The organism is Streptomyces sp. NPDC028289 (assembly GCF_055565975.1).
In genome coordinates this window covers 904242-927678 of the sequence record NZ_JBVHTI010000004.1, presented here as the reverse complement: position 1 = coordinate 927678, position 23437 = coordinate 904242, and the positions used below count along the sequence as shown (strand labels likewise).

16 protein-coding genes are annotated in these 23437 nt (G+C 73.0%); 8 read left to right on the top strand and 8 right to left on the bottom strand.

Going from position 1 to position 23437, the window contains the following annotated elements; genetic code table 11:
* Positions 1 to 51 precede the first annotated feature (51 nt).
* On the top strand, positions 52 to 996 hold the full coding sequence (mltG, locus tag ACZ4UV_RS24220) for an endolytic transglycosylase MltG (RefSeq protein WP_467840565.1): 945 nt from the start codon (positions 52 to 54) through the stop codon (positions 994 to 996).
* Between the two features lie 12 nt (positions 997 to 1008).
* Here mltG and ACZ4UV_RS24215 read toward each other — a convergent pair whose 3' ends face one another.
* Positions 1009 to 2094 carry an NAD(P)-binding domain-containing protein gene (locus ACZ4UV_RS24215; RefSeq protein WP_467840562.1) on the bottom strand — a complete coding sequence of 362 codons (1086 nt, stop codon included), beginning with the start codon at positions 2092 to 2094 and terminating at the stop codon, positions 1009 to 1011.
* A gap of 93 nt (positions 2095 to 2187) precedes the next feature.
* On the opposite strand from ACZ4UV_RS24215, the gene ACZ4UV_RS24210 reads away from it, so the two are divergent.
* Positions 2188 to 2616, top strand: a complete 429-nt coding sequence (locus ACZ4UV_RS24210; RefSeq protein WP_451016429.1) for a secondary thiamine-phosphate synthase enzyme YjbQ — start codon at positions 2188 to 2190, stop codon at positions 2614 to 2616.
* A gap of 53 nt (positions 2617 to 2669) precedes the next feature.
* On the top strand, positions 2670 to 6371 hold the full coding sequence (locus ACZ4UV_RS24205) for a hypothetical protein (RefSeq protein ID WP_451016428.1): 3702 nt from the start codon (positions 2670 to 2672) through the stop codon (positions 6369 to 6371).
* A gap of 111 nt (positions 6372 to 6482) precedes the next feature.
* Here the strand turns inward: ACZ4UV_RS24205 and ACZ4UV_RS24200 are convergent, their stop codons facing one another.
* On the bottom strand, positions 6483 to 7967 hold the full coding sequence (locus tag ACZ4UV_RS24200; RefSeq protein WP_467840557.1) for a glycoside hydrolase family 76 protein: 1485 nt from the start codon (positions 7965 to 7967) through the stop codon (positions 6483 to 6485).
* 146 nt (positions 7968 to 8113) lie between these two features.
* Positions 8114 to 9625, bottom strand: a complete 1512-nt coding sequence (locus ACZ4UV_RS24195) for a glycoside hydrolase family 3 protein (RefSeq protein ID WP_467840554.1) — start codon at positions 9623 to 9625, stop codon at positions 8114 to 8116.
* Positions 9626 to 9906: 281 nt separating this feature from the next.
* Here ACZ4UV_RS24195 and ACZ4UV_RS24190 point away from each other — a divergent pair, with 281 nt between their 5' ends.
* Genes ACZ4UV_RS24190 through ACZ4UV_RS24170 form a run of 5 tightly spaced genes read left to right on the top strand, consistent with a single transcriptional unit; the run spans position 9907 to position 15175 of the window.
* Positions 9907 to 10980: a phytanoyl-CoA dioxygenase family protein gene (locus ACZ4UV_RS24190; protein WP_451016425.1), complete on the top strand. Its 1074-nt coding sequence runs from the start codon at positions 9907 to 9909 to the stop codon at positions 10978 to 10980.
* The gene (locus ACZ4UV_RS24185) at positions 10962 to 12281 is read left to right on the top strand and encodes a DUF6271 family protein (protein WP_451016424.1); all 1320 of its coding nucleotides are present in this window, start codon (positions 10962 to 10964) and stop codon (positions 12279 to 12281) included. Before ACZ4UV_RS24190 ends, ACZ4UV_RS24185 begins: the two co-directional genes overlap by 19 nt.
* Entirely contained in the window at positions 12278 to 13474 is a 1197-nt protein-coding gene (locus tag ACZ4UV_RS24180; protein WP_451016436.1) for a type III PLP-dependent enzyme, read from the top strand. The genes ACZ4UV_RS24185 and ACZ4UV_RS24180 overlap by 4 nt, the downstream gene beginning before the upstream one ends.
* A gap of 59 nt (positions 13475 to 13533) precedes the next feature.
* Positions 13534 to 14016: a GNAT family N-acetyltransferase gene (locus ACZ4UV_RS24175; RefSeq protein ID WP_451016435.1), complete on the top strand. Its 483-nt coding sequence runs from the start codon at positions 13534 to 13536 to the stop codon at positions 14014 to 14016.
* On the top strand, positions 13994 to 15175 hold the full coding sequence (locus ACZ4UV_RS24170; RefSeq protein WP_451016423.1) for an MFS transporter: 1182 nt from the start codon (positions 13994 to 13996) through the stop codon (positions 15173 to 15175). The genes ACZ4UV_RS24175 and ACZ4UV_RS24170 overlap by 23 nt, the downstream gene beginning before the upstream one ends.
* A 16-nt stretch (positions 15176 to 15191) precedes the next feature.
* Here the strand turns inward: ACZ4UV_RS24170 and ACZ4UV_RS24165 are convergent, their stop codons facing one another.
* The 5 genes from ACZ4UV_RS24165 to ACZ4UV_RS24145 all read right to left on the bottom strand — a co-directional run bounded on the left by ACZ4UV_RS24165 (position 15192) and on the right by ACZ4UV_RS24145 (position 23427).
* Positions 15192 to 15932 carry a class I SAM-dependent DNA methyltransferase gene (locus tag ACZ4UV_RS24165; protein ID WP_390048446.1) on the bottom strand — a complete coding sequence of 247 codons (741 nt, stop codon included), beginning with the start codon at positions 15930 to 15932 and terminating at the stop codon, positions 15192 to 15194.
* Positions 15919 to 16797, bottom strand: coding sequence for a helix-turn-helix transcriptional regulator (locus ACZ4UV_RS24160; RefSeq protein ID WP_451016422.1), 879 nt, complete (start codon positions 16795 to 16797; stop codon positions 15919 to 15921). The genes ACZ4UV_RS24165 and ACZ4UV_RS24160 overlap by 14 nt, the downstream gene beginning before the upstream one ends.
* Positions 16798 to 16961: 164 nt before the next feature.
* Positions 16962 to 18782, bottom strand: coding sequence for a hypothetical protein (locus ACZ4UV_RS24155; RefSeq protein ID WP_467840547.1), 1821 nt, complete (start codon positions 18780 to 18782; stop codon positions 16962 to 16964).
* Positions 18779 to 22258, bottom strand: a complete 3480-nt coding sequence (locus tag ACZ4UV_RS24150; protein ID WP_467840544.1) for a vWA domain-containing protein — start codon at positions 22256 to 22258, stop codon at positions 18779 to 18781. The genes ACZ4UV_RS24155 and ACZ4UV_RS24150 overlap by 4 nt, the downstream gene beginning before the upstream one ends.
* Before the next feature lie 5 nt (positions 22259 to 22263).
* Positions 22264 to 23427 carry an ATP-binding protein gene (locus ACZ4UV_RS24145; RefSeq protein WP_390048454.1) on the bottom strand — a complete coding sequence of 388 codons (1164 nt, stop codon included), beginning with the start codon at positions 23425 to 23427 and terminating at the stop codon, positions 22264 to 22266.
* Positions 23428 to 23437 lie beyond the last annotated feature (10 nt).

The following is a 23437-nucleotide window of genomic DNA, read 5'->3' as shown; positions in this document are numbered from 1 at the left end:
CAAGCTGAAGATATGTCGGGTTTGTAGCGTTGTGCGAGCTAACGTGCCCGCATGCAGACCAACACTCCGCCACGGAACCCGGGCCGTCGGACGGCCATCGGCCGTGGCGCCTCGACGCGCGGCAAGTCGATGCGGCTGACCCGCCGGGGCAGGCTCGTGCTCGTCGTGGCCGGTGCCGTCGTGGCCGGTGCCGCCGTGGCGGTGCCCCTGCTGTCCCTGGCCCGCGGCACGGCCGGACCCGCCACCCTGGTCATCCCGGAGGGCTGGCGCGCGTCCCAGGTCTACGACGCCGTCGACAAGGCCCTCGCCCTCCCCGCCGGAAGCACCAAGAGCTCCGTCGGCACCGCGGGCCTGAAACTCCCCGGCGACGCCGGGGGCAACCCGGAGGGCTATCTCTTCCCGGCCACCTACCCCCTGGACAAGGACGCGACCCCGCAGTCGGTGCTGCGGTTCATGGTCGACACGGCGAACCGGCGGTTCGGCTGGGCGCCCGTCGCGGCCGGCGCGCAGCGCGACGCGATGAACGTCTACCAGGCGGTGACCATCGCGAGCATCGTCCAGGCCGAGGCCGCCGACAAGGCCGACATGGGCAAGGTGGCACGCGTCGTGCTCAACCGGCTGCAGCGCGGCATGCCGCTCCAGATGGACTCCACCCTCAACTACGCCCTCAACCGCAGCACCCTCAACACCACGGTGAACGACACCCGCATCGAGAACCCGTACAACTCCTACCAGCGCATGGGCCTGCCGCCCACGCCGATCGACAACCCGGGCGAGGACGCCATGCGTGCCGCGCTCAACCCGCCGCCGGGCAACTGGCTGTACTTCGTCACGGTCAAGCCGGGCGACACGCGGTTCACCGCCGACTTCGCCGAACACCAGCGCAATGTCGCCGACTTCAACGCCGTGCAGAACACGAAGACGCGGCGGCCGCCGCAGGTCACGCAGCCACCGCAGGTCACGCAGCCACCGCAGGTCACGCAGCCGCCGCGGTGAGCCGCCGGTGCGTCAGGCGGCGACGGGTTCTCCGGCCAGCAGCCGCCTGATGTCCCGTACGGCGTCGCGCCCCGCGCGGTTGGCACCGATGGTGCTGGCGGACGGGCCGTAGCCGACGAGGTGGACGCGGGGGTCGGCGACCGCGCGGGTCCCCTCGACCTTGATCCCGCCGCCCGGCTCGCGCAGCCGCAGCGGCGCCAGATGGTCCAGGGCCGCCCGGAAACCGGTGGCCCACAGGATGACGTCGGCGTCGACGTGCCGCCCGTCGTTCCAGGCCACGCCGTCGGGAGTGACGCGGTCGAACATCGGCTGCCGGTCCAGGATCCCGTCCTCGAGGCCCTGCCGGATCGCGTCGTTGAGCGGGAGCCCGGTGACCGAGACCACACTCCGCGGTGGCAGCCCCTGCCGTACCCGCTCCTCCACGAGCGCCACCGCGGCCCGGCCCGCGCCCTCGTCGAAGGGGCCCTCGCGGAAGACCGGCGGGCGCCGGGTGACCCAGGTGGTGGCGGCCGCGTACGGGGCGAGTTCCAGCAGGTGCTGGGTGCCGGAGGCCCCGCCGCCGACGACCACGACCCGCTGACCGGCGAACTCCTCGGGTCCGGCGTACTGCGCGGTGTGCAACTGCCGTCCGTGGAAGGTCTCCTGGCCCGGGTAGCGCGGCCAGAACGGCCGGTCCCAGGTGCCGGTGGCGTTGATCAGCGCCCGCGTCGACCAGTCACCGCGGTCGGTCTCCACGAGCAGCCGCCCGTCCTCGCCCTCGCGCACCGCGCGGACGTCGACCGGCCGGTGCACCCGCAGATCGAAGGTCCGCTCGTAGTCCGCGAAGTACTCCCCGATGACCTCGGCGGACGGCCGCGCCGGGTCGGCCCCGGTCAGCTCCATGCCCGGGAGCGCGTGCATCCCGTGCACCTTGCCGTACGTCAGGGACGGCCACCGGAACTGCCAGGCCCCGCCGGGCGCGGGGGAGTGGTCGAGCACCACGAAGTCGCGGTCCGGCTCGAAACCGGTGCGCCGCAGGTGATAGGCGCTGGACAGACCGGCCTGACCAGCGCCGATGACGACTACCTCGACCTCTTCGACCGCACGCGCGTTGTTCACGCTTCTACCAACAGCCGGGACGGCCGTGGATCTTCCCGGCCCGGCCGCTTGCCCGCTCGCCCGCGCGTCCGGGGCATGGGTCACGATGGGGGCATGTCGGATGCCTTCACCACACGAGAACTCGATGTCGCCACCGGTAGCCGGGAGCGGGTCGTCGACCTGACCGGCGACTGCGAGGCCTTCCTCCGCGAGGCCGCGGCCGGCCGCGACGGACTGCTGAACATCTTCGTCCCGCACGCGACGGCCGGCATCGCGGTCCTGGAGACCGGCGCCGGCAGTGACGACGACCTCCTGGCCGCCCTGCACACCCTGCTCCCCGCCGACGACCGCTGGCAGCACCGGCACGGCAGCCCCGGGCACGGCCGCGACCACGTCCTCCCGGCGATCGTCCCCCCGCACGCCACCCTCCCGGTGATCGACGGCCGCCTGGCGCTGGGCACCTGGCAGTCGGTGTGTTTGGTCGACACGAACAAGGACAATCCCTCGCGAAAAGTCCGTTTCACCTTCCTGGCGGGCTCCTGACGGATTGACGGAAGTCGTGTACGGCAGGGCGAGTTGGCTATACGAATGGAGCTGTGCACTCACTGCGCCCGCGCGACAACCGGTGGTCACTGACGGTTCGCATACTGATCCACCTGCTGCCCGGGGTGGCGGTCGGGGCCGGGGCCCTGCTCGGGCTGGTCTCCGCCGACCGGGTCACACCCACCACGGTCGTACTCACCGTTCTGCTGGTGGTGAGTGGCACAGGGGTTCCACCGATCGTCGACCGGCTCAGGGCGCGAGCCGCACGCCAGACCGAGCGGCAACAACGCCTCGCGCAAAGGCTGGAGAGCGCGGCCACGGAGCGTGCGGCGCAGCTGCGCGGTCACTTCCGCCCGCGAGGGCGTGGTGTGCTGCCGTCCAGCCTCCGGGAAGGCTCCTACTTCGCGGGTCGGACGCAGGTGCTGAGCGAGCTGACGGCGTGGATCAACAGCGAGGGTCCGGACGTCGCGGGCTCCCGGGTGGTGACCGGGGCACCCGGATCGGGGAAGTCGGCCGTTCTCGGACGGTTGGTGAGCATGGCCGATGCCCAGGTGCCCGGTGGGACGCCCATGGGCGCCGCCCTCCACGTGCGAGGCCGGACGGCCGACGAGGTCGCCGCGGAGATCTCGCGGGCGCTGACCATCGACGAGGCGACGGCCGGTGGTCTGCTCGCCCATCTCCGAGACGCCCGGGAACGCCACTCCACCGTGGTGGTCGTGGACGGCGTCGACGAGGCGGTCGACGCCCAGCGGCTCATCGTCGATCTGCTGGAACCCCTTGCGACGGCAGGGAGCAGGACGGGCATACGTCTCCTCGTCGGCACCCGGCCAGGAGGCGAGGACGACCTGTTGCGCCTGTTCGGGGGTTCGGCACGCATCATCGACCTGGACGAGGCCCGCTATCTGGACCGGCGTGACATCGCCGAGTACGTCCGCCTGACGTTGCTCGCCGAGAGCGACCCACAGGTCTCCACGCCCTACCGGTCCCGTCCGGGACTCGCGGCATCGGTCGGCACCGCCGTGGCGGTTCGCTCCGGCCGCAGTTTCCTGGTGGCACAGCTCACCGCACTCTCCCTCATGGCAGCGGACGAACCCGTCGACACGGACAGTGCAGGCTGGCAGGAGACGTTTCCCACCACCGTCGGTGCGGCGATGGAACGCTACCTGCAGGACATGAGGCCCGGCGGACCGTGGTTGCGCGACCTGCTGATGGCGCTGGCCTGGTCGCAGGGGGATGGCTTCGACGACCCGCGCACCTGGGCGGCCGCGGCCACGGCACTGGGGACTGACACCTACTCGGAACGCGACGTCACCCGGTTGCTCCTGGACACCCCTGCGACCGACCTGTTGCACCGCACCGAACGCGGATCGGGAGTCCGGTTCCGCCTCTTCCACGAAGCGCTCGGTGAACACCTGCGCCAACTCAGCGTCCGGCAACGTCCTGCAGCCGAGATCCACCGGCGTCTCACGGAAGTACTTATCGAGCGACTGTCGCCGACGTCCGCGGACGGGCCGGTCTGGGCGGACGCCGACGCCTACACGCGCACGTACCTGCCCTTCCACGCGGGAGAGGGCCACCTGCTCGACAGTCTGCTGCGTGATGCGAGGTTCCTGACCGCGATGGATCCTGCCCGCCTGCTCGCAGCCCTGTCGGCGGCGCGCACCCCCTCGGGCCGGAGGGTGGCCCGCACGGTCCAGCGAGTCGGACAGCAACTGCTCGTGGCGCCCGAGGACGAGCGCGTCTGCTACCTGGAGATGGCGGCCCGCATGACCGGCGACGAGGACCTGGCCGCCGACCTGGCCGCCGCGTTTCCCGACCGGCCCTGGGCGGTGCGCTGGGCGCGTTGGGACGACCTCATCGCGACGCGCATGCTCGGCCACCACGACGACTATGTCCTCGCCCTCGCCACCGTCGAGCATCCGAGGGGCCCCGTGGTGCTCTCGGCGAGCGCGTGGGCCGTTCAGGCGTGGTTCCTCCGGGACGGCGCACCGCTGGCATCGGGGGTGCACGAGCCCGAATCGGCCGTCTTCGACATGACGGCTTTCATGGCGAGTGACGGCATCGCCGTCCTCACGCTGCACGACGACGGTCGTCTGCTGCGTACGGTGCCGGGCACGACCGACCGGCAGAGTGTTCTCGCGGACCGGCGTGCCCTCCATGGTGTGTGGCCCGTCGTCATCGGGGGCGAGGCCGCGATCGCGACCGTCAGCGAGGAAGGCGTCATCGAGGTTCTGTCCGCCGAGGACGGCCGGGTGCTGGAGCTGCCCCGCATCGTTCTCCGCGATCAGGATCAAGTCTTGACCGTGGGTGACGCGGGCGGACTCTGCCTGGCTGTGGTCACCACCGAGGGAGGTGAGGTCAGCACGTGGGACGTCCGGACCGCTCGGCCGATCGGCGAGCCGTTCAAAGCCGCTGTGGAGGTACCGAACTGGCGCGCGGACTTACATGTTTGGACCGCTTCCGTAGCGGATCACGAGGACGGACCGGTTGTCCTTCTCGGAACACAGACCGGCCTGGCGATGGCCTGGGATCCGGTGCGGGCGACGAGGATCGGCGAACCGGATCGCGGCGGAGCCGGCGTGTTCTCCACTCTGGTCGTCGGCCGGCACCGCGATCTGTGGTGCTGGGGCGATTGGAACGGAGACGTGTTCGCTCGTCCGTCAGGTCAGGGGGAGACAAGGCGACTTGCCGTCCACGACGGCGGAGTGCAGTCCCTGGCGCAGTGTGAGCTGGACGGAACCAGCTGGGTCGTCACAGGTGGCCGCGACGGCGCCGTCCGGGTCTGGGACAGCCGAACTCCTTCTCCGGAAGCACCGGCCAACGAGTACTACGGAGTGGTCGCGGGTGTCGGGGAGACGGGGACCCACTGTGTCGCGGCGCTCGGCGCGGACGGAGGCCTCGTCGTCTTCGATGCGGACACCGGCGACGTGCTCGCGAGACTCGAATCCTCGGCCGAGAGGCGTTACCGCGGTGCGGCGGCCCTGCCCGGTGATCCGACGGCCTTCCTCACTCTGGAGACGGAAGGGCGCGTCGCGCTGCGGCGATTCCCGAACGGTGAGATGTCGTACGAGCACCGACTTCCGGAGGAAGAGGAGTGGGCCCGTATCGCGGTCCTCGAGCGTGAGCGACCGCTGCTGCTGGCCACCGCCCTCAGCGGCCGGCTGGCGTTCTTCGATCTGCCCTCGGGCCAGGAGGTGCGGCCACCGCTGCACTGCCACCCGGGCAGATTCTCCGTGGCCCCTCTTCCCGATCAGCCGGACGACGTCCTGCGATTCGTCACCTGGGGCTGGGAGGAACGCCGAACGCTTTTGTGGACCGTTTCCGGCGAGGAGACCAGGACGGTGGATCTGGTCCGTTCCGCGGGCGTCGAAGGCCCGTTCCGGACCACGGCTGTCTCCTTCGGCCATTGGGGCCAGGGCTCAGTGGTCGTGGGTGTCGGGTCCTACTCACGGTTGCTCGTATGCAATGCCGAGGACGGGGCATTGATCACCCAGGTCCAACTCGAGCGCGGGCACCACATGGAGCTGACGGACGTCGACCTGGCTCAGTACGGCGAGCGTTCCATCGCTGTCACCGGCGGCCATACCTGTTCCGTCGGGCTCTGGTCCCTGGAAAGCGGACGGGAGCACCACGTGCGAGTCGGCTCACCCCTGTGGCGAACCAAGGTTCTCCCCCCACGTGGAGTGGTCATGGCCGGACCGCGCGGCATCATGGTGGTGGAGCTGGGCTCCCGGACATTCGACCGACTCGTCTAGCTGCTCACGAGGCGTCCGCGGCCGTCGGCAGCGCGACGGATTAGGTGTCCGCGCGCTGACCTGACGTACCCGCTCTCTCCGTATCTCGGTTGGGACAACGTTGTCGATCGGTCAGGGCGCCGCATTCAGCAGATCGACGGCGCTCTGCTGGCGGGCGGCGTCCACTTGGTCGAGCGGGCCGTACCAGCGCAGCCCGTACTGGTCGAGGGCGTTGCGGTCGCTCGCCCGGGCGCGGTCGGCCTGGCGCTTGAGGTAGGCGGTGTAAGGGTGGTCCGGGAGCACCGAGTTGAGCTTGCCGAGGCCGCGTACGTCCGCACCCTTGAAGGACGGGCCGTCGCCTCCGCAGTCGCCGCTCTCGCACGGATCGCGCAGGATGCCGTCGGAGGTGTGGAGGAGAGAGGTCGTGGTGGCGGCATCGGCGATCTGCCGGGCGCTGGTGAGCAGCCCGCCGTCGTCCGTGGCCCGGTACAGCTCGGCGAGCGCGCCGAGGAGCACACCCTGGTTGTACGACCACACGGCCTGCCCGTTGTTGCCGCAGGTGGACAGGTCGATGCCGTCGTTGACCAGGTGCGAGCCGTTGACCATGCCGGTGCCCTGGAACCAGGTCCAGCCGGCCCGGGCCCGGGCGAGGTATGCCGTGTCGCCCTGGACGCGGTTGTGGAGCGCCGCGTTGAGCTGGATGTAGAGGGAGTTGGCGATCGCGTTCTTGTAGGTCTTCGCCGTGCTCCACCACACCCCGCCGCCGCAGGTGGAGTCCCAGTAGGCGGCCATGTGGTCGGCGTCCGCGCGGGCCGTGTCCAGGTAGCGGCTGTCGCCGGTCAGGTCGTAGGCGGCGACCCAGGCGAGGCCCCACCACCCGGTGTCGTCGATGTAGTCGTTGCGGAACTGCCCGCCCTGCGCGTCGACGTTGAGGTCGTAGGTGCGGGCGATCGCGTACCGGTAACTGCCCATGCCCGTCACACGGATGTTGTCGATGACCGCCGTCAGCGCGTTGGCGGAGTTCCACCAGCCGGTGGTGTCGAACAGGCCGGTTCCGTAGTCGTAGAAGGTCATCAGGCCGGTGGCCGCGGCGGTGCGCGGCTCGCCCGCGTTCCAGGTGGTTCGGGCCCAGGGGGTGCACGCGATCTCGGCGCGGTCCCCGGCCTTTCCGCAGGCGCGCAGGGCGCCGACGCCGAGGTTGTTCCAGTCGTCGACGTTGTACATGAGCGTGCGCCAGCCGCGCTGACCGGTGGGCACGCTGGTGTCACCCAGTTTGCTGCCCGAGCTCCACGTGCGGCCGCCGTCGAAGGAGCGGTCGAGCCACACCTCGTCGCCGGGGTTGCCGTTGTCGATGGAGGCCCAGCCCATGGCGTCGGCGTCGTCGAAGTGCAGGACGACCGACCGCGAGTAGATGCTCGCCGTGACCGGGGTGCGGTCGCCCGGGGAGAGGGCGGGGTCCCGGGTGTCGCAGTACTTGTTGCAGACGGCGGCCGCCGCGCTGGTGTCGGCGGCGGACGCCGGGGGTGTGAGGGGGACGAGGACGGTGAACAGTGCCGGAGCGAGTGCCGCCGCCAGCCGGTGAAGGGGGCGGCCGGCGGGTCTGCGCACGGGGAACATGGCACCTCCCTGCTTCGATGGACCTGCTTCGAGGGACGGATGTGAGAGCGCTCTCGGAAGGTAGGGAAGGGGAGGATGGCCGTCAACGTTGCTCACGGGCACGGACGTTGCACTCAGGTCCGTACCAAGGTGCACTCAGGTCTGCACTAAAGGGCACCCGCCAGCACCTCTGCGGCGGCCACCCCGGAGGCGGCCGTGGCGCCGTGCGTGAAGATCTGCGCGGCCGAGGGGACGACGGTGCCCGGCAGGCCCATCTCCACGACGATCGCGTCGGGCCGGGCGGCGACGAGCTCCGCGAGGGCCTGCGCCATCCACGCGTGCCGGGCGGCATCGCGCACCACCACGACCAGCGGGCGCCCCGACGCGGGCGCGAGCGCTCGCGTCTCCAGGGTGCCGGCGCGGGACAGCAGCTCCTCGTGGCCCACCCGGACGGAGGTCGTCCCGGGCAGCCGCTCGCCCAGCGGGGCGGCCACGCCCCACGGGGTCTCCTTCCCGATGGCGAGGTTGGTGGTGGGCACCAGTTCCACCACGTGCGGCGCGTTGACCAGGGGCAGGACGTGCCGCACGGCTCCGGTCAGCCGGATGGCGCGGCGGGCCGCCGTGAAGCCGATGCCGTCCGCGTCCCAGACGGCGGCGCCGGCCGGGTTGAGCCCCGCCGACCAGACCGCGAACTCCCGCACGCGAAGGCTCGCCTCGGTGAGCCGCTCCTCCGGGAGGCCGCCCGCCAGGACGGCGTCCGCGAGTGCGTTCACGAGCAGGCCGGCGGTGGCCTCGTCGGCGTTCTCGCCGCCGACGCAGACGGCGTCGGCACCGGCGGCGACGGCCCGGACCGTGGCCCCGCCGATCCCGTAACGGCCGGTCACGGCGCCCATCTCGATGGCGTCGGTGACGATGATGCCGTCGAACCCGAGCTCCTGGCGCAGCAGTTCCTCCAGGATGCGGCGGCTCAGCGTGGCGGGCAGGTCGGGGTCGTAGGCGGGGACCAGCAGGTGGCCGCTCATCACCGCACGGACGCCCGCGTCGACGGCGGCCCGGAACGGCGGCAGGGCCTGCTCGGCGATCCGTTCGCGGTCGGCCTCGTAGACGGGCAACCCGTGGTGGGAGTCGACGGCCACGTCGCCGTGGCCGGGGAAGTGCTTGGCGCAGGCGGCGACACCGGCCGACTGGAGCCCCCGGATCCAGGCGCCGGTGTGCCGCGCCACCACCTTGGCGTCGACTCCGAAGGACCTGACCCCGATGATCGGGTTGTCGGGATTGGAGTTCACGTCCGCGCTCGGCGCGTAGTCGAGGCTCACGCCGGCCGTGCGCAGCTGGCGGCCCAGATCGGCGGCGACGGCCTCGGTCAGCTCGGTGTCGTCGACGGTGCCGAGTGCGAAGTTGCCCGGCCGGGTCGAGCCGGTCGCCGACTCGATCCGGGTGACGTCGCCGGCCTCCTCGTCGATCGCGATGATCAACTCCGGGTTCTCCGCGCGTAGTTGCCCGGTCAGGCGCGCCACCTGCTCGGGCGTGACGATGTTGCGGGAGAAGAGCACGACCGAGGCCAGCCCGTCACCGATCTCGCGCAGCACCCAGTCCGGGGCCTCGGTGCCCACGAACCCCGGCTGCAGGACGGAGCGCGCCAGTCGTCGCAACTCCTTGCTGTGCTTGCTGGAGACCATAGCGTGCGCCCTCCTGTTGGTACAGACCAATGCGTCTCCGCCAGGCTAACCGCACGTGTCAAGTGGGCCCGGAACGTGCCCTGTTGGCGGAAACGCGCCCTCAACTGCGATGTTTGACAGGAAGAGTTGGTCTAGTCCAAGTTGGAGGTACGCGAGTTCGAAGAGGGGCTGGTGTGGCCCGCGGTGCAGTGACCCTGCCGGCACGGTCCCCGCCCCTCACTCCGCGCAGTTGGCGACCCGGTCGGGCCGCCGGTACCTGATATCGAGGTGTGGAGCACCGCATGCCCACGACTGACCGTTATCTCCATCGAGCCCCCTCGGACATCCCCTACTTCAGCTCGGACGGCGAGACCTACCTCGCCCAGACACCCCTGCGGGACCTGACCAAGACCCGCCCGCTGCGAGTCCTCTCCGAGGAGGACCTCGCCTTCTGGCAGACGTACGGCTACGTGGTGGTCAAGCAGGCCATCCCCGCCACCTCGGCCCGCGAACTGCTGGACTTCGCCTGGGAGTTCCAGGGACTGGACCCCGAACGCCCCGAGACCTGGTACGAGGAGCGCGAGTACCGCTCCGACCTCGACCGGGACCTGCACATCTACGGCTTCGTCGAGGCCTACCACCACCAGCTCATCTGGGACAGCCGCCAGACCCGCCGGGTCTACGACGCCTTCGTCGACGTCTGGGACTGCGAAGAGCTGTGGGTGACGCTCGACCGGCTCAACCTGAACCCGCCCAACATCAGAAACCGTGACCGGGCGCTGATCCCGGGCACGGCCGAGGGCTTCGACATCGAGCTGCACTGGGACGTCGACACCACGCTCGGCGTGCTGCCGCAGCGGGTCCAGGGGATCATCGCCCTGACCGACACCAGGCCGGAACTGGGCGGCTTCCAGTGCTGCCCCGAGCTGTTCAAGCGGTTCGACCAGTGGAAGGCGTTCCAGCCGGAGGACCGCGACCCGATCCGGCCCAGGATCGACCGCGCAGAGTTCCCCGTGGTGCGACCCGAGCTCGAGGCCGGCGACCTGCTGATCTTCAACGGCCTGCTGGCGCACGGCGTGGCACCGAACACCTCCGAGCGGACGGTGCGCGCCGTCCAGTACCTGTCGATGATGCCGGCGCTGGAGTCCCACGAAGCGCTCCGGCGTTCCCGGGTCGAGTCCTGGCGCACCCTCGCCACGCCCGACTGGAACGCCACGCTGCTGGGCGACGCCACACGGCACGAGTCCCTGAGGTACGGCAGGGCCACGCTCGACGACCTCGGGGCCAGACTGCTGGGCCTCACGTCCTGGACCGGGGCGGACCTCGACGGCGCGCAGCGGCCGGCCGGAGAAGAGACATGCGCCGAATCTGCCTGACCCTGCCGACCAACAGGCCCTGCGCGGCGACGATCACGGCCCTGGCCGAGGAAGCGGCCTACGCCGCCCGGCACTTCGACGCCGAGGTGCACCTCCTGATCCTGGACTCCTGCGCCGCGCCGGCCTACGCCGAACACGCAGAAGCCGTGCGCCGGATACCCGAGCACCCGCGGATCGTCGTCCACCACCTCGACGAGGCACGGCAGCGGGACTTCCTGCGACGCGCGATCGACCGGTCCGCTGCCACGAAGCCCGACCTCCTGCTGGACCTGATGCTGCCGGCCGGCGTGTCCTACGGCGCCTGCACCAACCGCGCCTTCCTTCTGGCCGCCGCGCTCGGCTGCGAGTCCGTGCACCGCAGGGACTCCGACAGCCGGTACCAGTCCCTCGACGGCGAGCCCCTCTTCCCCGTCCACCACGAACTGCTCTCGCTCGGCAGGCGCGCGGCCGACGCCGCCCGCCACGTCACCGAGACCGCACTCGCCGCCGACCGCATGGACCGGCGGGTGGCGATGGTCGGCAGCTCCTTCGTCGGCGAACTGTCCGTGGACATCGGCGAGATACTCCGCATCGACCCGGACGTCTACCACGACATGGTCGCTCTGTGGGCCCCCGTGCACTGGTCGCCCGAGCAGAAGAGGGAACTCGTCGACGAGTCCTTCCGGGGCGCGGGCACGGACGCCTTCACCGCCGACCGCGCCACCCTGACCGTGGTCGACCCCATGCGCGTGGACATGTGCAACATCGCCTTCCACGGCGTGCACGAGCACGTGCCCCTGCCGCCCGCCACCGACACGATCGGCAGCGACTACTTCCTGATCCACCTGGTCCACGACGCCGCGCTGCCGGGCGTCCTGCACAACCGCAACATCGTCAACTACTACACCGGCGAACGCCGCACCGACTCCGGGTTCACGGCGTACCAGCTGCGCTTCGTCAAGTTCCTGCTGTCGATGCTCTACTTCAACTTCGTCTACGAGCACATGGCCCGGGCGGGCGAGTCGCTGCTCGACGCGCAGGGGCGGGTGCGCGCATCCGTCGTGGCCCGGCTGGCGAGGGAGAGCGCGGGACTCGACCGGAGCGAGAACGTCCACCGGCTGGACGTCCTCGACACCGCGTACCGGAAACTCGGCGGCCGCTACGCCGAGTTCGCCGACCTCCTGAGCGGGCGCCGCGAACGCCTCCTGGACGAAGCACGCGGCGACATCGAGGACTTCGCCCTGCTCACGGAGGCGTGGGAGCCGCTGGTCGGCGCGGCCCGCCGCACGTCCGTACCCCGGACACCCGGGCCGCAGCGGTGACGGCGACCACGGCCCACGCCTCCGCGCCCCTGCTCGCCGCACTGGCGGGCGCCACCGAGGACGGGATCTTCTTCGACCTGGCCGGAATCCGGCGCGGCTACGCCACACTGCGGCGTGAACTGCCCGGCGTCGACGTCAGGTTCGCCCTGAAGTCCTGCCCCGTGGACGAGGTGCTCGGCTGCCTCGCGAGCGAGGGCGCGGGGGTCGACGGGGCGAGCCCCCGCGAACTGGAGCAGGCGCTGCGCGCGGGCGTCCCGGTCGGCAGGACGCACTACGGCAACACCGTCAAGTCCGACCGGGACATCGCCGACGCCCACCGCCTCGGCGTCCGGGACTTCGCGACCGACAGCGTCGAGGACCTGGCGGCGATCGCGGCCCACGCCCCGGGAGCCCGCGTCTTCTGCCGGCTGGCGACGAGCGGCGACGGCGCGCTGTGGGGACTGAGCCACAAGTTCGGCTGCTCGCCCGCGGACGCGGTGCGGATCCTGGAGGCGGCCCAGGGGCTGGGGCTGACACCCTCCGGTCTGTCCGTGCACGTCGGCTCCCAGCAGATGACGGCCGACGCCTGGCACAGCGCCGTCGAGTGCCTGGCGGACGTCCTGACCGCCCTGGGCAGGCGCGGGATCGTCCTGGACCACGTCAACCTCGGCGGCGGACTGCCGGCCCTGGGCTACCTCGACCGGCACGGCCTGCCCCTGGAACCGCCGCTGGACAAGATCTTCGCCGTCATCCGCGAGGGGATGCGGCACCTCAGGAAGGTCCACGGCGAACACCTCTCGTTCGTCATGGAGCCGGGACGTCACCTCGTCGCCGACCACGGGGCCGTCCGCGCCCACGTGGCCCGCCTGGCCGAGCGGCGCCGGCCGGACGGCGAACGGCAGCACTGGCTCTACCTCAGCTGCGGCAAGTTCAACGGCCTCTACGAGATGGACGCGCTCCAGTACCCGCTCGTCTTCCCGACCCACCCCGACCACGACTGCGAGCACCTACCCGCCGTCCTGGCGGGGCCCACCTGCGACAGCGACGACGCCTACCCCCAGGGGCACGCCCTCGTCCACGTCCCCCGCAACCTGGCCTCCGGCGACCCGGTCTGGGTGCTCTCCAGCGGCGCCTACGCGATCAGCTACACGACCCAGGGCTTCAACGGCTTCGCCCCGCTCCCGTACACCTGCGTCGGCGGAGAACAGCCGTGAGCGGCGACGGCGTACGCATACGCCCCATCACCGAGGCGGACTGGGACGCCATCACCGCGATGGAAGCCCGGGCCTACGCGGAACTCGGCCTCTCGGAGGGGCGTGCCGCCCTGCGGTCCAGGGCGGACGCCTCGCCGGAGACGTGTTTCGTCCTGGACGTCGGCCCCCGCCCGGCCGGCTACGTGCTGGCACTGCCCTACCCGTCCTTCGGATACCCCGACCTCGAACGGGCGGAGCAGCCCGCGTTCCCCTCCCTCCCGCCACGCAACCTGCACCTGCACGACCTCGTCGTGGTGGAACGGCTGCGCGGCAGGGGGCTGGGACGGCGTCTCCTGAACCACCTCACGTGGACCGCGGCCGCCCGCGGATTCGAACGCATCTCGCTGATCGCCGTCGGCCGCAGCGAACCGTTCTGGTCGGCACGCGGATTCACCGTCCACCCCGGGATCTCCCCGGACGGATACGGCGCGAACGCCGTCTACATGTCCCGTACGACGGCCGAGTCGACGAAGCGAGTTGATGCGCGTGTTCCCTGCCCGTGATCCCTTCCAGCGCAGCCAGGTGGCGATCGCCGCGCTGTTCTGTTCCCTCGGCTTCCAGTACGCCACCTGGGCCTCCAGGATCCCCGCCGTCAAGGCGGACCTCGGGCTGACCGCGGCCGAGGTGGGGGTGCTGCTGATGGCGGCCGGTATCGGCGCCGTGGCGTCGTTCCCCCTGGTGCCGGTGCTCATGAGACGGCTGGGCTCGGCACGGCTGGCACTGCTGTCGGCCCTCTGCCTGACCCTGCTGCTCCTGGCACTCGCGCTCGCCCCGGACTATCCGGTCGCCCTGCTGGTCATGGTGGCCGACGGCGTGTTCGTCGGGTGCCTGAACGTGGCCATGAACGCACAGGGAACGGCCCTGGAGACCCGGTACACACGCAACACCATGGCCCGCCTGCACGCGACGTTCAGCGCCGGCTCCCTGCTCGCCGCGCTGCTCGCCTCCGGCATGAACGCGGCCACCTCCTCGGTCGCGGCGCACTTCGGCGTGGCCGCGGTCGTCCTCGTGCTCCTGGTGGCCCTGGCGCGCCCCGGTCTGCTCGAGGACGAGACTCCCGCGGCGGAGAAGGACAAGGACAAGGACAAGGAGAGCACGAGCCGTACCGGATGGAGCCTGCCGTCCCGGGTCACGCTCTGGATGTGCTGCGCCATGGCCTTCGGCACCGTGACCGAGGGCGCCATGAACGACTGGTCCGCCCTCTACCTGCGGGAAGTCGCCAAGGCGACCGCGGAGTTGGCGCCGATGGGCATCGCCGTGTTCTCCGGCATGATGGTCCTGGCCCGGCTCTTCGCGGACGGCTGGCGCAGCCGCTGGGGCGACGGCCGTGTCGTGCTGTTCGGCAGCGCCCTGGCCGCCGCCGGGCTGGCCTTCGCCCTGCTGAGCGGGGGAGTGGCGGCGGCGCTCGTCGGGTTCGCCTGCGTCGGACTGGGCTGTGCGGCGGTGACCCCCTGCGTCTACGTCGCCGCGGCGAAACAGGGCTCGGAGGCGCTGGCCCTGGTCGCGGCCATGGGCACGACGGGCCTGCTGGCCGGGCCGCCGCTCATCGGCTTCGTGGCGAGTTCCAGCAGCCTGGTGTGGGGCCTCGGAGTCGTCGCCGCGGCGGCTGTCGTGGTCTCCCTGTGCAGTACCCGGATCCAGTGGACGCCGGTGAGCGGCTGACCGGTGTCCGGGCCGGTCACTCCGGTTTGCGCCACACCGAGATGTGCTTCGTGGAGTCCTGGGTGAACGGCGAGCCGTCCCAGTCGGCCACCCGGCGCTCCAGCGCGAGGCCCGCGATCCGGGCCATCAGGTCCAGCTCCGCGGGCCACGCGTACCGGTGCCGGGAGGCGTTCCGGCGGTAGCGGCCGTCCTCGCCGTCGCGGGTGAGATGGTGCGAGACGAGGATCTGCTCGGTCAGGTCGAAGGTGTCGAAGCCGAGATGCCCCGCGGAGACGTCGAACGGCACCGCGACCTGGCCGGGCGGCAGCAGCCGCAGCGGTGGCACCCCCAGTTCGATCACGAACCGGCCGCCGGGCCGCAGATGCCGGGCCGCGTTGCGGAAGCACTCGACCTGCTCGTCCTGGGTGAGCAGGTTCGAGATGGTGTTGTAGACGAGGAAGACCAGGGCGAACTCACCGGGCACGGTGGCCGTGGCCATGTCCCCGACCACGACCGGCAGTGTCTCCTCGTCGGTCTTCTGCCGCAGGACCGCCACCATGTGCTCGGAGAACTCGATGCCCGCCACCGGCACCCCGCGCTCCCGGAGCGGGACACCGACCCGTCCGGTGCCGATGGCGAACTCCAAGGCCCGGCCGTCTCCGGCGAGTTCGGCGAGGAAGTCGACGGTCGGGCCGAGCACGGCGGCCGAGGACATCTCGGTCTCCTCGCCGTCGTAGCGGTCGGCCTCGGCCCGGCTCCACAGCTCACTGGTCGTCACGAGCGGTCACTGTGCCGGGCGGACGACGACGATGTCCACCGGGTTTCCCGGCCACCGGCCGCTTTCCGGCCCCGGCCGGACCGGGCGTCGGGACCAGCCCCAGCCGCTGGGCGTGCAGCACCGTGCCGAGGCGGTCGCGGGTGCCGAGCTTGCGGTAGATGTTCTCGACGTGCTTGTGCACCGTGCGCGCCGAGATGCCCAGCCGGCGGCCGATCGCGTCGGCGGTCAGGGCGTCGGTGAGCAGGAGGAGAACGGTGAGCTCCCGGGGCGTCAGCGCACAGTCCGCCGCGCTCTCCTCCGCCTCGCCGGGCGCAGCGGCCGACCGGCGCCACTGCTCCAGCAGCCGGCGCTGCTGCTCGACGGCCGCCAGCAGCGGCTGCGCGCGCTCGGCGATCCGCACGTGGTCGTCGGTGAAGTCCGCACCGGAGCGGTAGACCAGGCAGCCCGTGATCGGTGCGACCGAGTTGGGCAGCGGAAGCGCCAGCACCTCGTCGAGGTCCAGGCTGTCGCCGAGCACCCGCGCGGTCTCGCTCACCGGCCAGGCCCGGCCGGCCAGCCGACGGGCCGTCACCGGAGTACGGCCGAGGCCGGCCGCGTAGTGGTGGGCGAAGGGGTAACCGGATCGCAGCACCCCCAGCGCCTCGCCGCCGAGCCGGTCCAACGCGTCGGCGGCAGCGGGGGACAGGCCGAGCGTGCCCTTCCCCTCGCTCCAGTCGTCCAGTTTGTAGATCAGCGTCTCCCCGCCGCACAGGCCGGTCACGGCGTCGGCGAGCAGCGGCCAGAGCCGTTCGGGCTCGCGTTCGTTGAGCGCGGCGACGGCCAGTTCGGTGAGGCGTTCATAGGCCCTGTCCAGCCCCTGTACCACGTGTTCCTCTCCGCTCGTGCACCTACGCAGTTGTACGCATACCCAGGCGACGGCCGGGTGTCGCATGCTTCAACCGGGCACCGGCACCGGATGGGACGGCTCCGGTCGCACGGGCCGCCGGCACGGGGGAGCGGCGGCCCGCATCCGGTCGTCGTCGTGCCCGGTCATCCGCCCCAGGCGGCCGCACAGAGCACCCGGTCGACCTCGTCCGTGTAGCGCGCCGCGGTCAGCCAGGCCCGGGCGAACCGGCCGGTGTCCGCCGGAAGGAGACGGCCGAAGGCGTCGCGCGAGCGTTCCGCGGCCGCGGCGAGCAACGCGTCGAGGATATCGCCGGCCGTGCCCAGGCCGTGCTGGTGCAGACGGCGGGCGTCGGCCGCGGAGTCGCCGGGGAAGGCCAGCACGCGCCGCCCGCCCGAGGCCGCCTGCTCGATCCGGCGGCGCAGCAGGTGCAGGGGCGCCTCGTCGGGCGTGCGCACCACGCCGGCCGGCGCAGCCGGTGCGGAACCCGACAAGGCCGGCGGAGACGCCGGAGCCGGCAGGTCCGCGTGCCGGAGCCGGTCCAGTCCCAGGTCGGCACGGCTCCCGGTGCCCGTGGGGTGCTCGGTCGCGAGGAGCTGGGCGCGGGCGTGCGGGGCCGCGACGAGGCGGGTGATCACCCGCAGCCGGCTGCCCCGCGCGGCGGCCAGCAGCCGCAGGTTGTCGCGGTGCGGGAGCGCCGGATGGTCGTGCGCCGCCGTCAGCCGCAACGGCACACCGCCGCAGTCGGCCAGCAGACAGTCGCCCGTCGCCTCGCGCACCGCGCCGACCAGCGTCACCTCCAGGAAGAGCAGATCGTGGCCGCCGCTCAGGGCACGCCCGACCTGCTCGGCCACGGGTACCGCCCACAACCGGTCCAGAGGCTCGGCCCGCCACTCCGCCCCGGACGCGCGCACCGCCCGTACCCCCGCGCCGGCGCCCAGCCGGCCGGTCGGGGACACCGTCGCCCCCGACACCGCGAGCCCCGCCCGAGCCAACTCGCGGTGCGTGAGCGCCGTGTCCCCGACGCGTACGGCACGGTCGGCGGCGCCCACCGCCCGGCCCGCGCCGCCCGGCGCCACGTCCGAGACCGTGTACAGCCGCCCCCCGGCGTCGGCGGTCCAGGTGACGGCCCCCGCATAGCCGCTCGCGGTGAGCACCGGCTCCGCGAACAGGCCGTACAGCCGCAGCGAACCGTCCGGTGTGTACGGCTGCCGCACCGTGCCGCGCAATCCGGCCAGCTCGGCACCCGAGGCGTACGGGACACGGTGGGCCACGAACAGAGCCTCCGACACGGCGCCGACGAGTTCGGCGAGCCGGAACGCGGGGTCGGCCGCGCGGGCCGCGCGCAACGCGGTGACCGCGGAGACCGCCGCCGCGGCCGCCCGGGGCAGACCCGCGAGGCGCGCGGTGTGCGCAGCCCGCAGCAACTCCGCCTGGAGCACCGCACCGGAACCGTCCGTACCGGCGTCGAGCACGGCGGCCACGGCATCGAAAACGGCGTGCGCGGCGGCGCGTTGCGGGGGCGTCGCCGACTCGTCGACGACGGCTGCCGCACGGTCGCCCGAAAGGGGCGCCGCCTGCTCGGCGGTCCCCACGCCCGCGGCGTCGTGCGCGCCTTGTGCGCTCTCCGCAGTCCCCGTGCTCTCCGTGTTCTCGGCGGTGCCCGCCACGTCGGCCACCGGTGCCGCCGAGGCCGCCGCCGCGCGGTGCAGGCAGTCCGGGGCCAGCAGGCAGCCGCAGCGGATGGCCGCGGCGTCGGCCACGACGCCCCCGGGGGCGTGCAGTTCGAGCTCGGAGCCCTCGTCGTCGACGGTGACGCGCACGGTGTCGCCGTCGCGCGCGACCGGCCGGTCCGCCAGCTTGGCGATGCCCGCGTCCAGCCGCTTGCGCAACCGGGGCGAGAGGGCCGCGACCAGCTCGGCGGTCACGGCCGGGGCGACGGCGGGCAGTTCCCGTTCCGTGCTCATGCGATCTTCTCCCCTACCCAGCGGGCGAGTTCGAGCGGGCTGAGGGCTGCGACCGGCATCCCGGCGCCGACCAGCTGCCCCGCGATGCCGGTGGAGTAGCGGGGCCGCCCCGAGTCGTCGAGGCTCGCGCAGCCCAGGACCTGACAGCCCGCCCCGACCAGCGCCCTGACCTCGGCGAGCAGCCCGCCGACCGGATAGCCCTCCTCGAAGTCGCTCACCACGACCACCAGCGTGCGGGACGGCACGGTCACCAGCTCGCGCGCGTGCCTCAGCCCGGCCGCGATATGGGTGCCGCCGCCGACACTCACCTCGAGGAGCAGCGACAGCGGGTCGTCGACGTGGCCGGTGAGGTCGATGACCTCGGTGGAGAACGCGAGGAAGTGCGTGGACAGGGTCGGCACCCCGGCCAGCACCGAGGCGGTGAGCGCAGCCCAGATCGTCGACGCCTCCATGGACCCGGACACGTCCGTGACCAGGATCAGCCGCCAGTCGGCGGCGCGCCGGGCCCGGGTCCGGAAGACCGGGCGTTCCGGGATCACCCGGACGGTGCCGTCGGCCGCCCGGCGGGCGGTGGCCAGGTTGGCCCGCAGCGTACGCGGCAGGTCCAGGCCGCCGCCCGGGCGCCTGCTCGGCCGGGGCAGGGCGGTACCGTGCAACGCCGGGCGCAGTCGGGTCGCCAGCTCCCGGGTCAGCGCGTCCACCAGGCGCCGGACCAGCGGGCGGAGCGCGGCCAGCCGGGCCTCGGGCAGCCCGCCCGCGTGCCGCAGCACCGACCGCAGCAGGTCCACGGAGGGCCGCACGCTGTCCGGATCCAGCTCGGCCAGCACGTCCTGACGTCCCGTCGCGGCGGCCGCCGCCAGCACCTCCTCCCGGATGCCCGGCCCGAACAGGGCCGCCAGCTCCTGCGACCACTCCCGCACCCCGGGATACGACGCCTCGCGCCCGCCGCCGGTGCCGCCGAAGTCGCCCCGGCTGCCCTCGCCGCGCCCGCAGCCGTACAGTTCGTCCAGCGCGGTCGCCAAGGCGCGTGCCGACCTGGGGAGTTGATCGGCGCGGCGGCCGAGCAGCAGACGCCAGCGGTCGGCGGGGGCCAGCCGACGGCCCGGCAGGGCCGCCGCGGCCCGGTCCGGTTCGGACTCCGGGTGCGTGCGCGGCGGCGGCAACAGGCCGAGCGTGCGCAGGGATTCGCGGGCGGTGAGGTCCGCGCGGGTCCAGGTGGCCAGCGCGGCCGGGTCGACCGCGCCGGTGTCGGCCACCCGGTCGACGCCGAGCCGCTCCTCGACCCCGGACAGCAGCCGCTCGCGGTCGGCCGGGCTCAGCGTGTCGAAACCGCCGCGCAGGGCCGGCAACCGAGCCAGGAAGTCCTGGTCGGACAGGTCCGACACCCGCTCGACGAGGGGCTCCAACGCCGGTGCCGCCGCCTCCAGCAGCCGCCCGGCGGCCGTCAGCAGCCCCGTCAGCCGGGCGGTGAGCGCCGATCGCGACTCCGGGTCGGCCGCCCCGTCCACCCAGGAGGCGACCCGGTCGCCGAACGCCCCCGGATCCTCCTGCCCGAGCAGTACGCGGACGGCCCCGGCGGCACCCCGCATCAGCGGGGATCCGCCGGCGGCCAGCCGGGCCAGGGCGTCGGCGAGCCGGATGCCGCCCGCCAGGTCGGCGCGGTGCGCGAGTTCGAGCAGGGCGTGGGCGTCGGCCGGGTCCTCGGAGCCGGTCAGGCCGTCGACCTGGCGCACCGCGGCCGCCGTCAGCAGCCCGGCCACGGCGCCGGACCTGGCCGTACGGTCCTCGTCCGTGTCCAGTCCGGCGATGTGACCGGGCCGCAGCCGGTCCAACAGGGCCAGGCCGGCGAGGAGTTCGGGCAGCGTACCGGCGTCGGGCAGCACCTCGGCGGTGTCGCCGAGCCGCTCCTCGACCAGGCCCGCCAGGCCGCAGAGCGCCGCCTGCTCCAGGCCGTCGAGCACCTGCGCCGCCGTCGGGCCGCCCGCGTCCCGCTCCTTGCGGCTCCGCTCGCGCAGCAGGCCCTCGGCCGCCTGGGCCAGGGTGACCCCGCGGACTCCGGCCGCCGTCAGCATCGCGGCGGTCGCCGGGGTCCAGCGCACCTCCCAGCGCGAGGTGAGCGCGTCGGCCCCGCCCGCCCCGGTCACCGGTCTGGACTCGGCGTACGGCACGGAGCACAACGTCAGGCGGCGCAGCAGCAGTTCGCGGCGCCGGTCGAGATCCGAGCGGAGGGGGTCGAGCCGGAGGTCCCGGGCGGTGCCGCCGTCCGCGGGGCCGGGCATGCCGAGTTCGCTCAGCTCGGCCTCCACGGCCGGGGCGAGACCGCTGCGGGGCGCCTTCGGCGCGGGACGGCCGACGCGGTTGCCGACCAGGACGTTCTCCATCGCCCTCGCCACCGCCCGGCCCCTGCCGTAGGGCTCACCCTGTGCCAGTACGGTCTGGACGGCCTCGACCAACTCGCCGCGGCCCGCGGCGGGGAGGCCGCGGAGGCGGGCGAGGTCTCCGGCCAGGCGGGTGATCTCGCGGGCGTCGGCGGGGCCGGAGGGGTGGCCGAGACCGCGGAGTTCGGCGCAGATCCGGACGGCCGCGCGAGTCAGCATGTCCGTCAAAGCGCCGGGCTCACCTGCCGCTTCGAGGACCATGTGCTGCCACTCGGGGTCGCGGATTCCGGCCGGGTAGCCGGAACGCTCGTCCAGGAGGGCGTAGGTGTAGGGGATGAGGGAGGTTGTCCATTCGGGTGCGGGTGGGTGGGGGCTGGTCGCGCCCACGCGGCGGCAGCCGCATATCGAATGCAGCCCCGCGCCCCTGACGGGGCGCAGCAGTGCCGGTGTGTGAAAGGCACCCACCACCATGGCTGCCCGCGCACCGTTCTTCGTGGCCTCGGCCAGCCGGGACCGCATCCACTCCTCCCGCCGCAGGTCCACCTCCGAGACGGCCGACTCCGCCCGCAGTGCCCACCCCGTCAGCAGCGCGGCCCGCCGCAGTGCCTCCGGTGTCGAGCCGGGCGCGGCGGCCTCGACCAGCCGGTCCCAGAGGTCGTCGCCCGGCCGGCCGGTGAGTCGGCAACGCAGGGCGCCGGACAGCCGACCCGGCCCCTGCGGACCACGCTCTCCTTCCCGCCACCCCCGACCCGCGAGCGGCAGATCGCAGGCGACCACCGGCACACCGTTCCGCGCGGCCCACCGCACCGCCGCCAGTTCGGGGGAGAAGTCGGCGAACGGATAGAACGCCGGGCCGCCGCTGCCGTCGGCCGGTGCCGCGGCGAGGGCGACCGGGGCCCGGGTCTCCTCGTGGGCCAGCCACGGCAGCCACTCCTGCAGCTCCGCGGGCAGCTCGACGAGCAGAACGCCCGGGTCCGCCGCGTCCAGCAGGGCCGGGACGGCGGCGGCCAGGGAGGGCGCGTGGTGCCGTACGCCGATCAGGTAAGGCCCCGCCGGGTCGGTGAGAGCGGCGAGGGCCGCCTCGGGGGAGTCGGACACGACCGTCACGCCTCCAGGACCGTGCGCAGGTCCCACAGCGTGCGCCAGGTCGCCGAGCCCTGTTCCGCGCGCCGTCGTACCGGACCGTCCCAGTAGCCGCGCAGCCGGGCCGCGTCGGCGGGATCGTCCTTGCGCACGACGCCGAGCAGATGGCCCGGGAGCAGGCCGAGGACGTCGCGGTCCCCGGGGAAGTAGGCCGCAGCCAGGGCCAGCGCGCCCGCCACCGACACCGCTTCCGCCGTGCTCATCACCGTGGACGGGCGCTCCACCTCCCAGCCCTCCGCCGACCGTCCCTCGCGCAGGTCGCGGAACGCGGTGACCAGCGCTTCGAGGACCGCGTCGTCGACCTGGAAGGGCGCCCCGGCCCGCTCCACCGACGCCCGGGCCTGGCCGCGCACCAGCGCGGTCTCGGCGTCGAGGTCCGGAATCGGGCCCACGGTCTCGAAGTTGAAGCGCCGCTTGAGCGCGGCGGACATCTCGGAGACCCCCTTGTCCCGCAGGTTGGCGGTGGCGATGAGGGTGAACCCGGGGGCGGCATGCGCCAACGCGTCGTCCGTGCCGGCCAGTTCGGGCACCGCGATGCGCCGCTCGGACAGCAACGAGACCAGGGAGTCCTGCACCTCGGGGAGGCAGCGGGTGACCTCCTCCACGCGGGCGACGGCACCCCGGGACATCGCGGTGAGGACGGGCGAGGGCACGAGCGCCTGGCGGCTCGGGCCCTGGGCGAGCAACAGGGCGTAGTTCCAGCCGTACTTGAGCTGGTCCTCCGTCGTGCCGGCGGTGCCCTGCACGACCAGGCCGCTGGTGCCGCACACGGCGGCCGACAGCAGCTCGGACAACATCGACTTGGCGGTGCCGGGCTCGCCGACCAGCAGCAGCCCCCGCTCACCGGCGAGGGTCACCACACAGCGCTCGACGAGCGCCCGGTCGCCGACGAACTTGCCCTCCACGACAAGCCGGCGCGGCACCCCGTCCGGTGCCCCCGCGTCGTCGGGCAGCCGCAGCGCCTGGCCGCCGCTGCCCATGACGAACGTGACGACGGCCCGGGGCGTCAGCCGCCAGGCGGGCGGGCGCGGACCGGCGTCGTACGCGGCGAGGAAGGCCAGTTCGGTGGCGTACCGGTCCTCGGGCGGGACGATCTGGCGCAGGGGCGCGGTGCTGACGGTCATCGGCGGTCGT

Coding starts and splice junctions, on each gene's coding strand:
- mltG (WP_467840565.1), top strand. CDS start 52: ATGCAGACCAACACTCCGCCACGGAACCCGGGCCGTCGGACGGCCATC.
- ACZ4UV_RS24210 (WP_451016429.1), top strand. CDS start 2,188: ATGTCGGATGCCTTCACCACACGAGAACTCGATGTCGCCACCGGTAGC.
- ACZ4UV_RS24200 (WP_467840557.1), bottom strand. CDS start 7,967: ATGTTCCCCGTGCGCAGACCCGCCGGCCGCCCCCTTCACCGGCTGGCG.
- ACZ4UV_RS24195 (WP_467840554.1), bottom strand. CDS start 9,625: ATGGTCTCCAGCAAGCACAGCAAGGAGTTGCGACGACTGGCGCGCTCC.
- ACZ4UV_RS24190 (WP_451016425.1), top strand. CDS start 9,907: ATGCCCACGACTGACCGTTATCTCCATCGAGCCCCCTCGGACATCCCC.
- ACZ4UV_RS24185 (WP_451016424.1), top strand. CDS start 10,962: ATGCGCCGAATCTGCCTGACCCTGCCGACCAACAGGCCCTGCGCGGCG.
- ACZ4UV_RS24175 (WP_451016435.1), top strand. CDS start 13,534: ATGGAAGCCCGGGCCTACGCGGAACTCGGCCTCTCGGAGGGGCGTGCC.
- ACZ4UV_RS24170 (WP_451016423.1), top strand. CDS start 13,994: ATGCGCGTGTTCCCTGCCCGTGATCCCTTCCAGCGCAGCCAGGTGGCG.
- ACZ4UV_RS24155 (WP_467840547.1), bottom strand. CDS start 18,782: ATGAGCACGGAACGGGAACTGCCCGCCGTCGCCCCGGCCGTGACCGCC.
- ACZ4UV_RS24145 (WP_390048454.1), bottom strand. CDS start 23,427: ATGACCGTCAGCACCGCGCCCCTGCGCCAGATCGTCCCGCCCGAGGAC.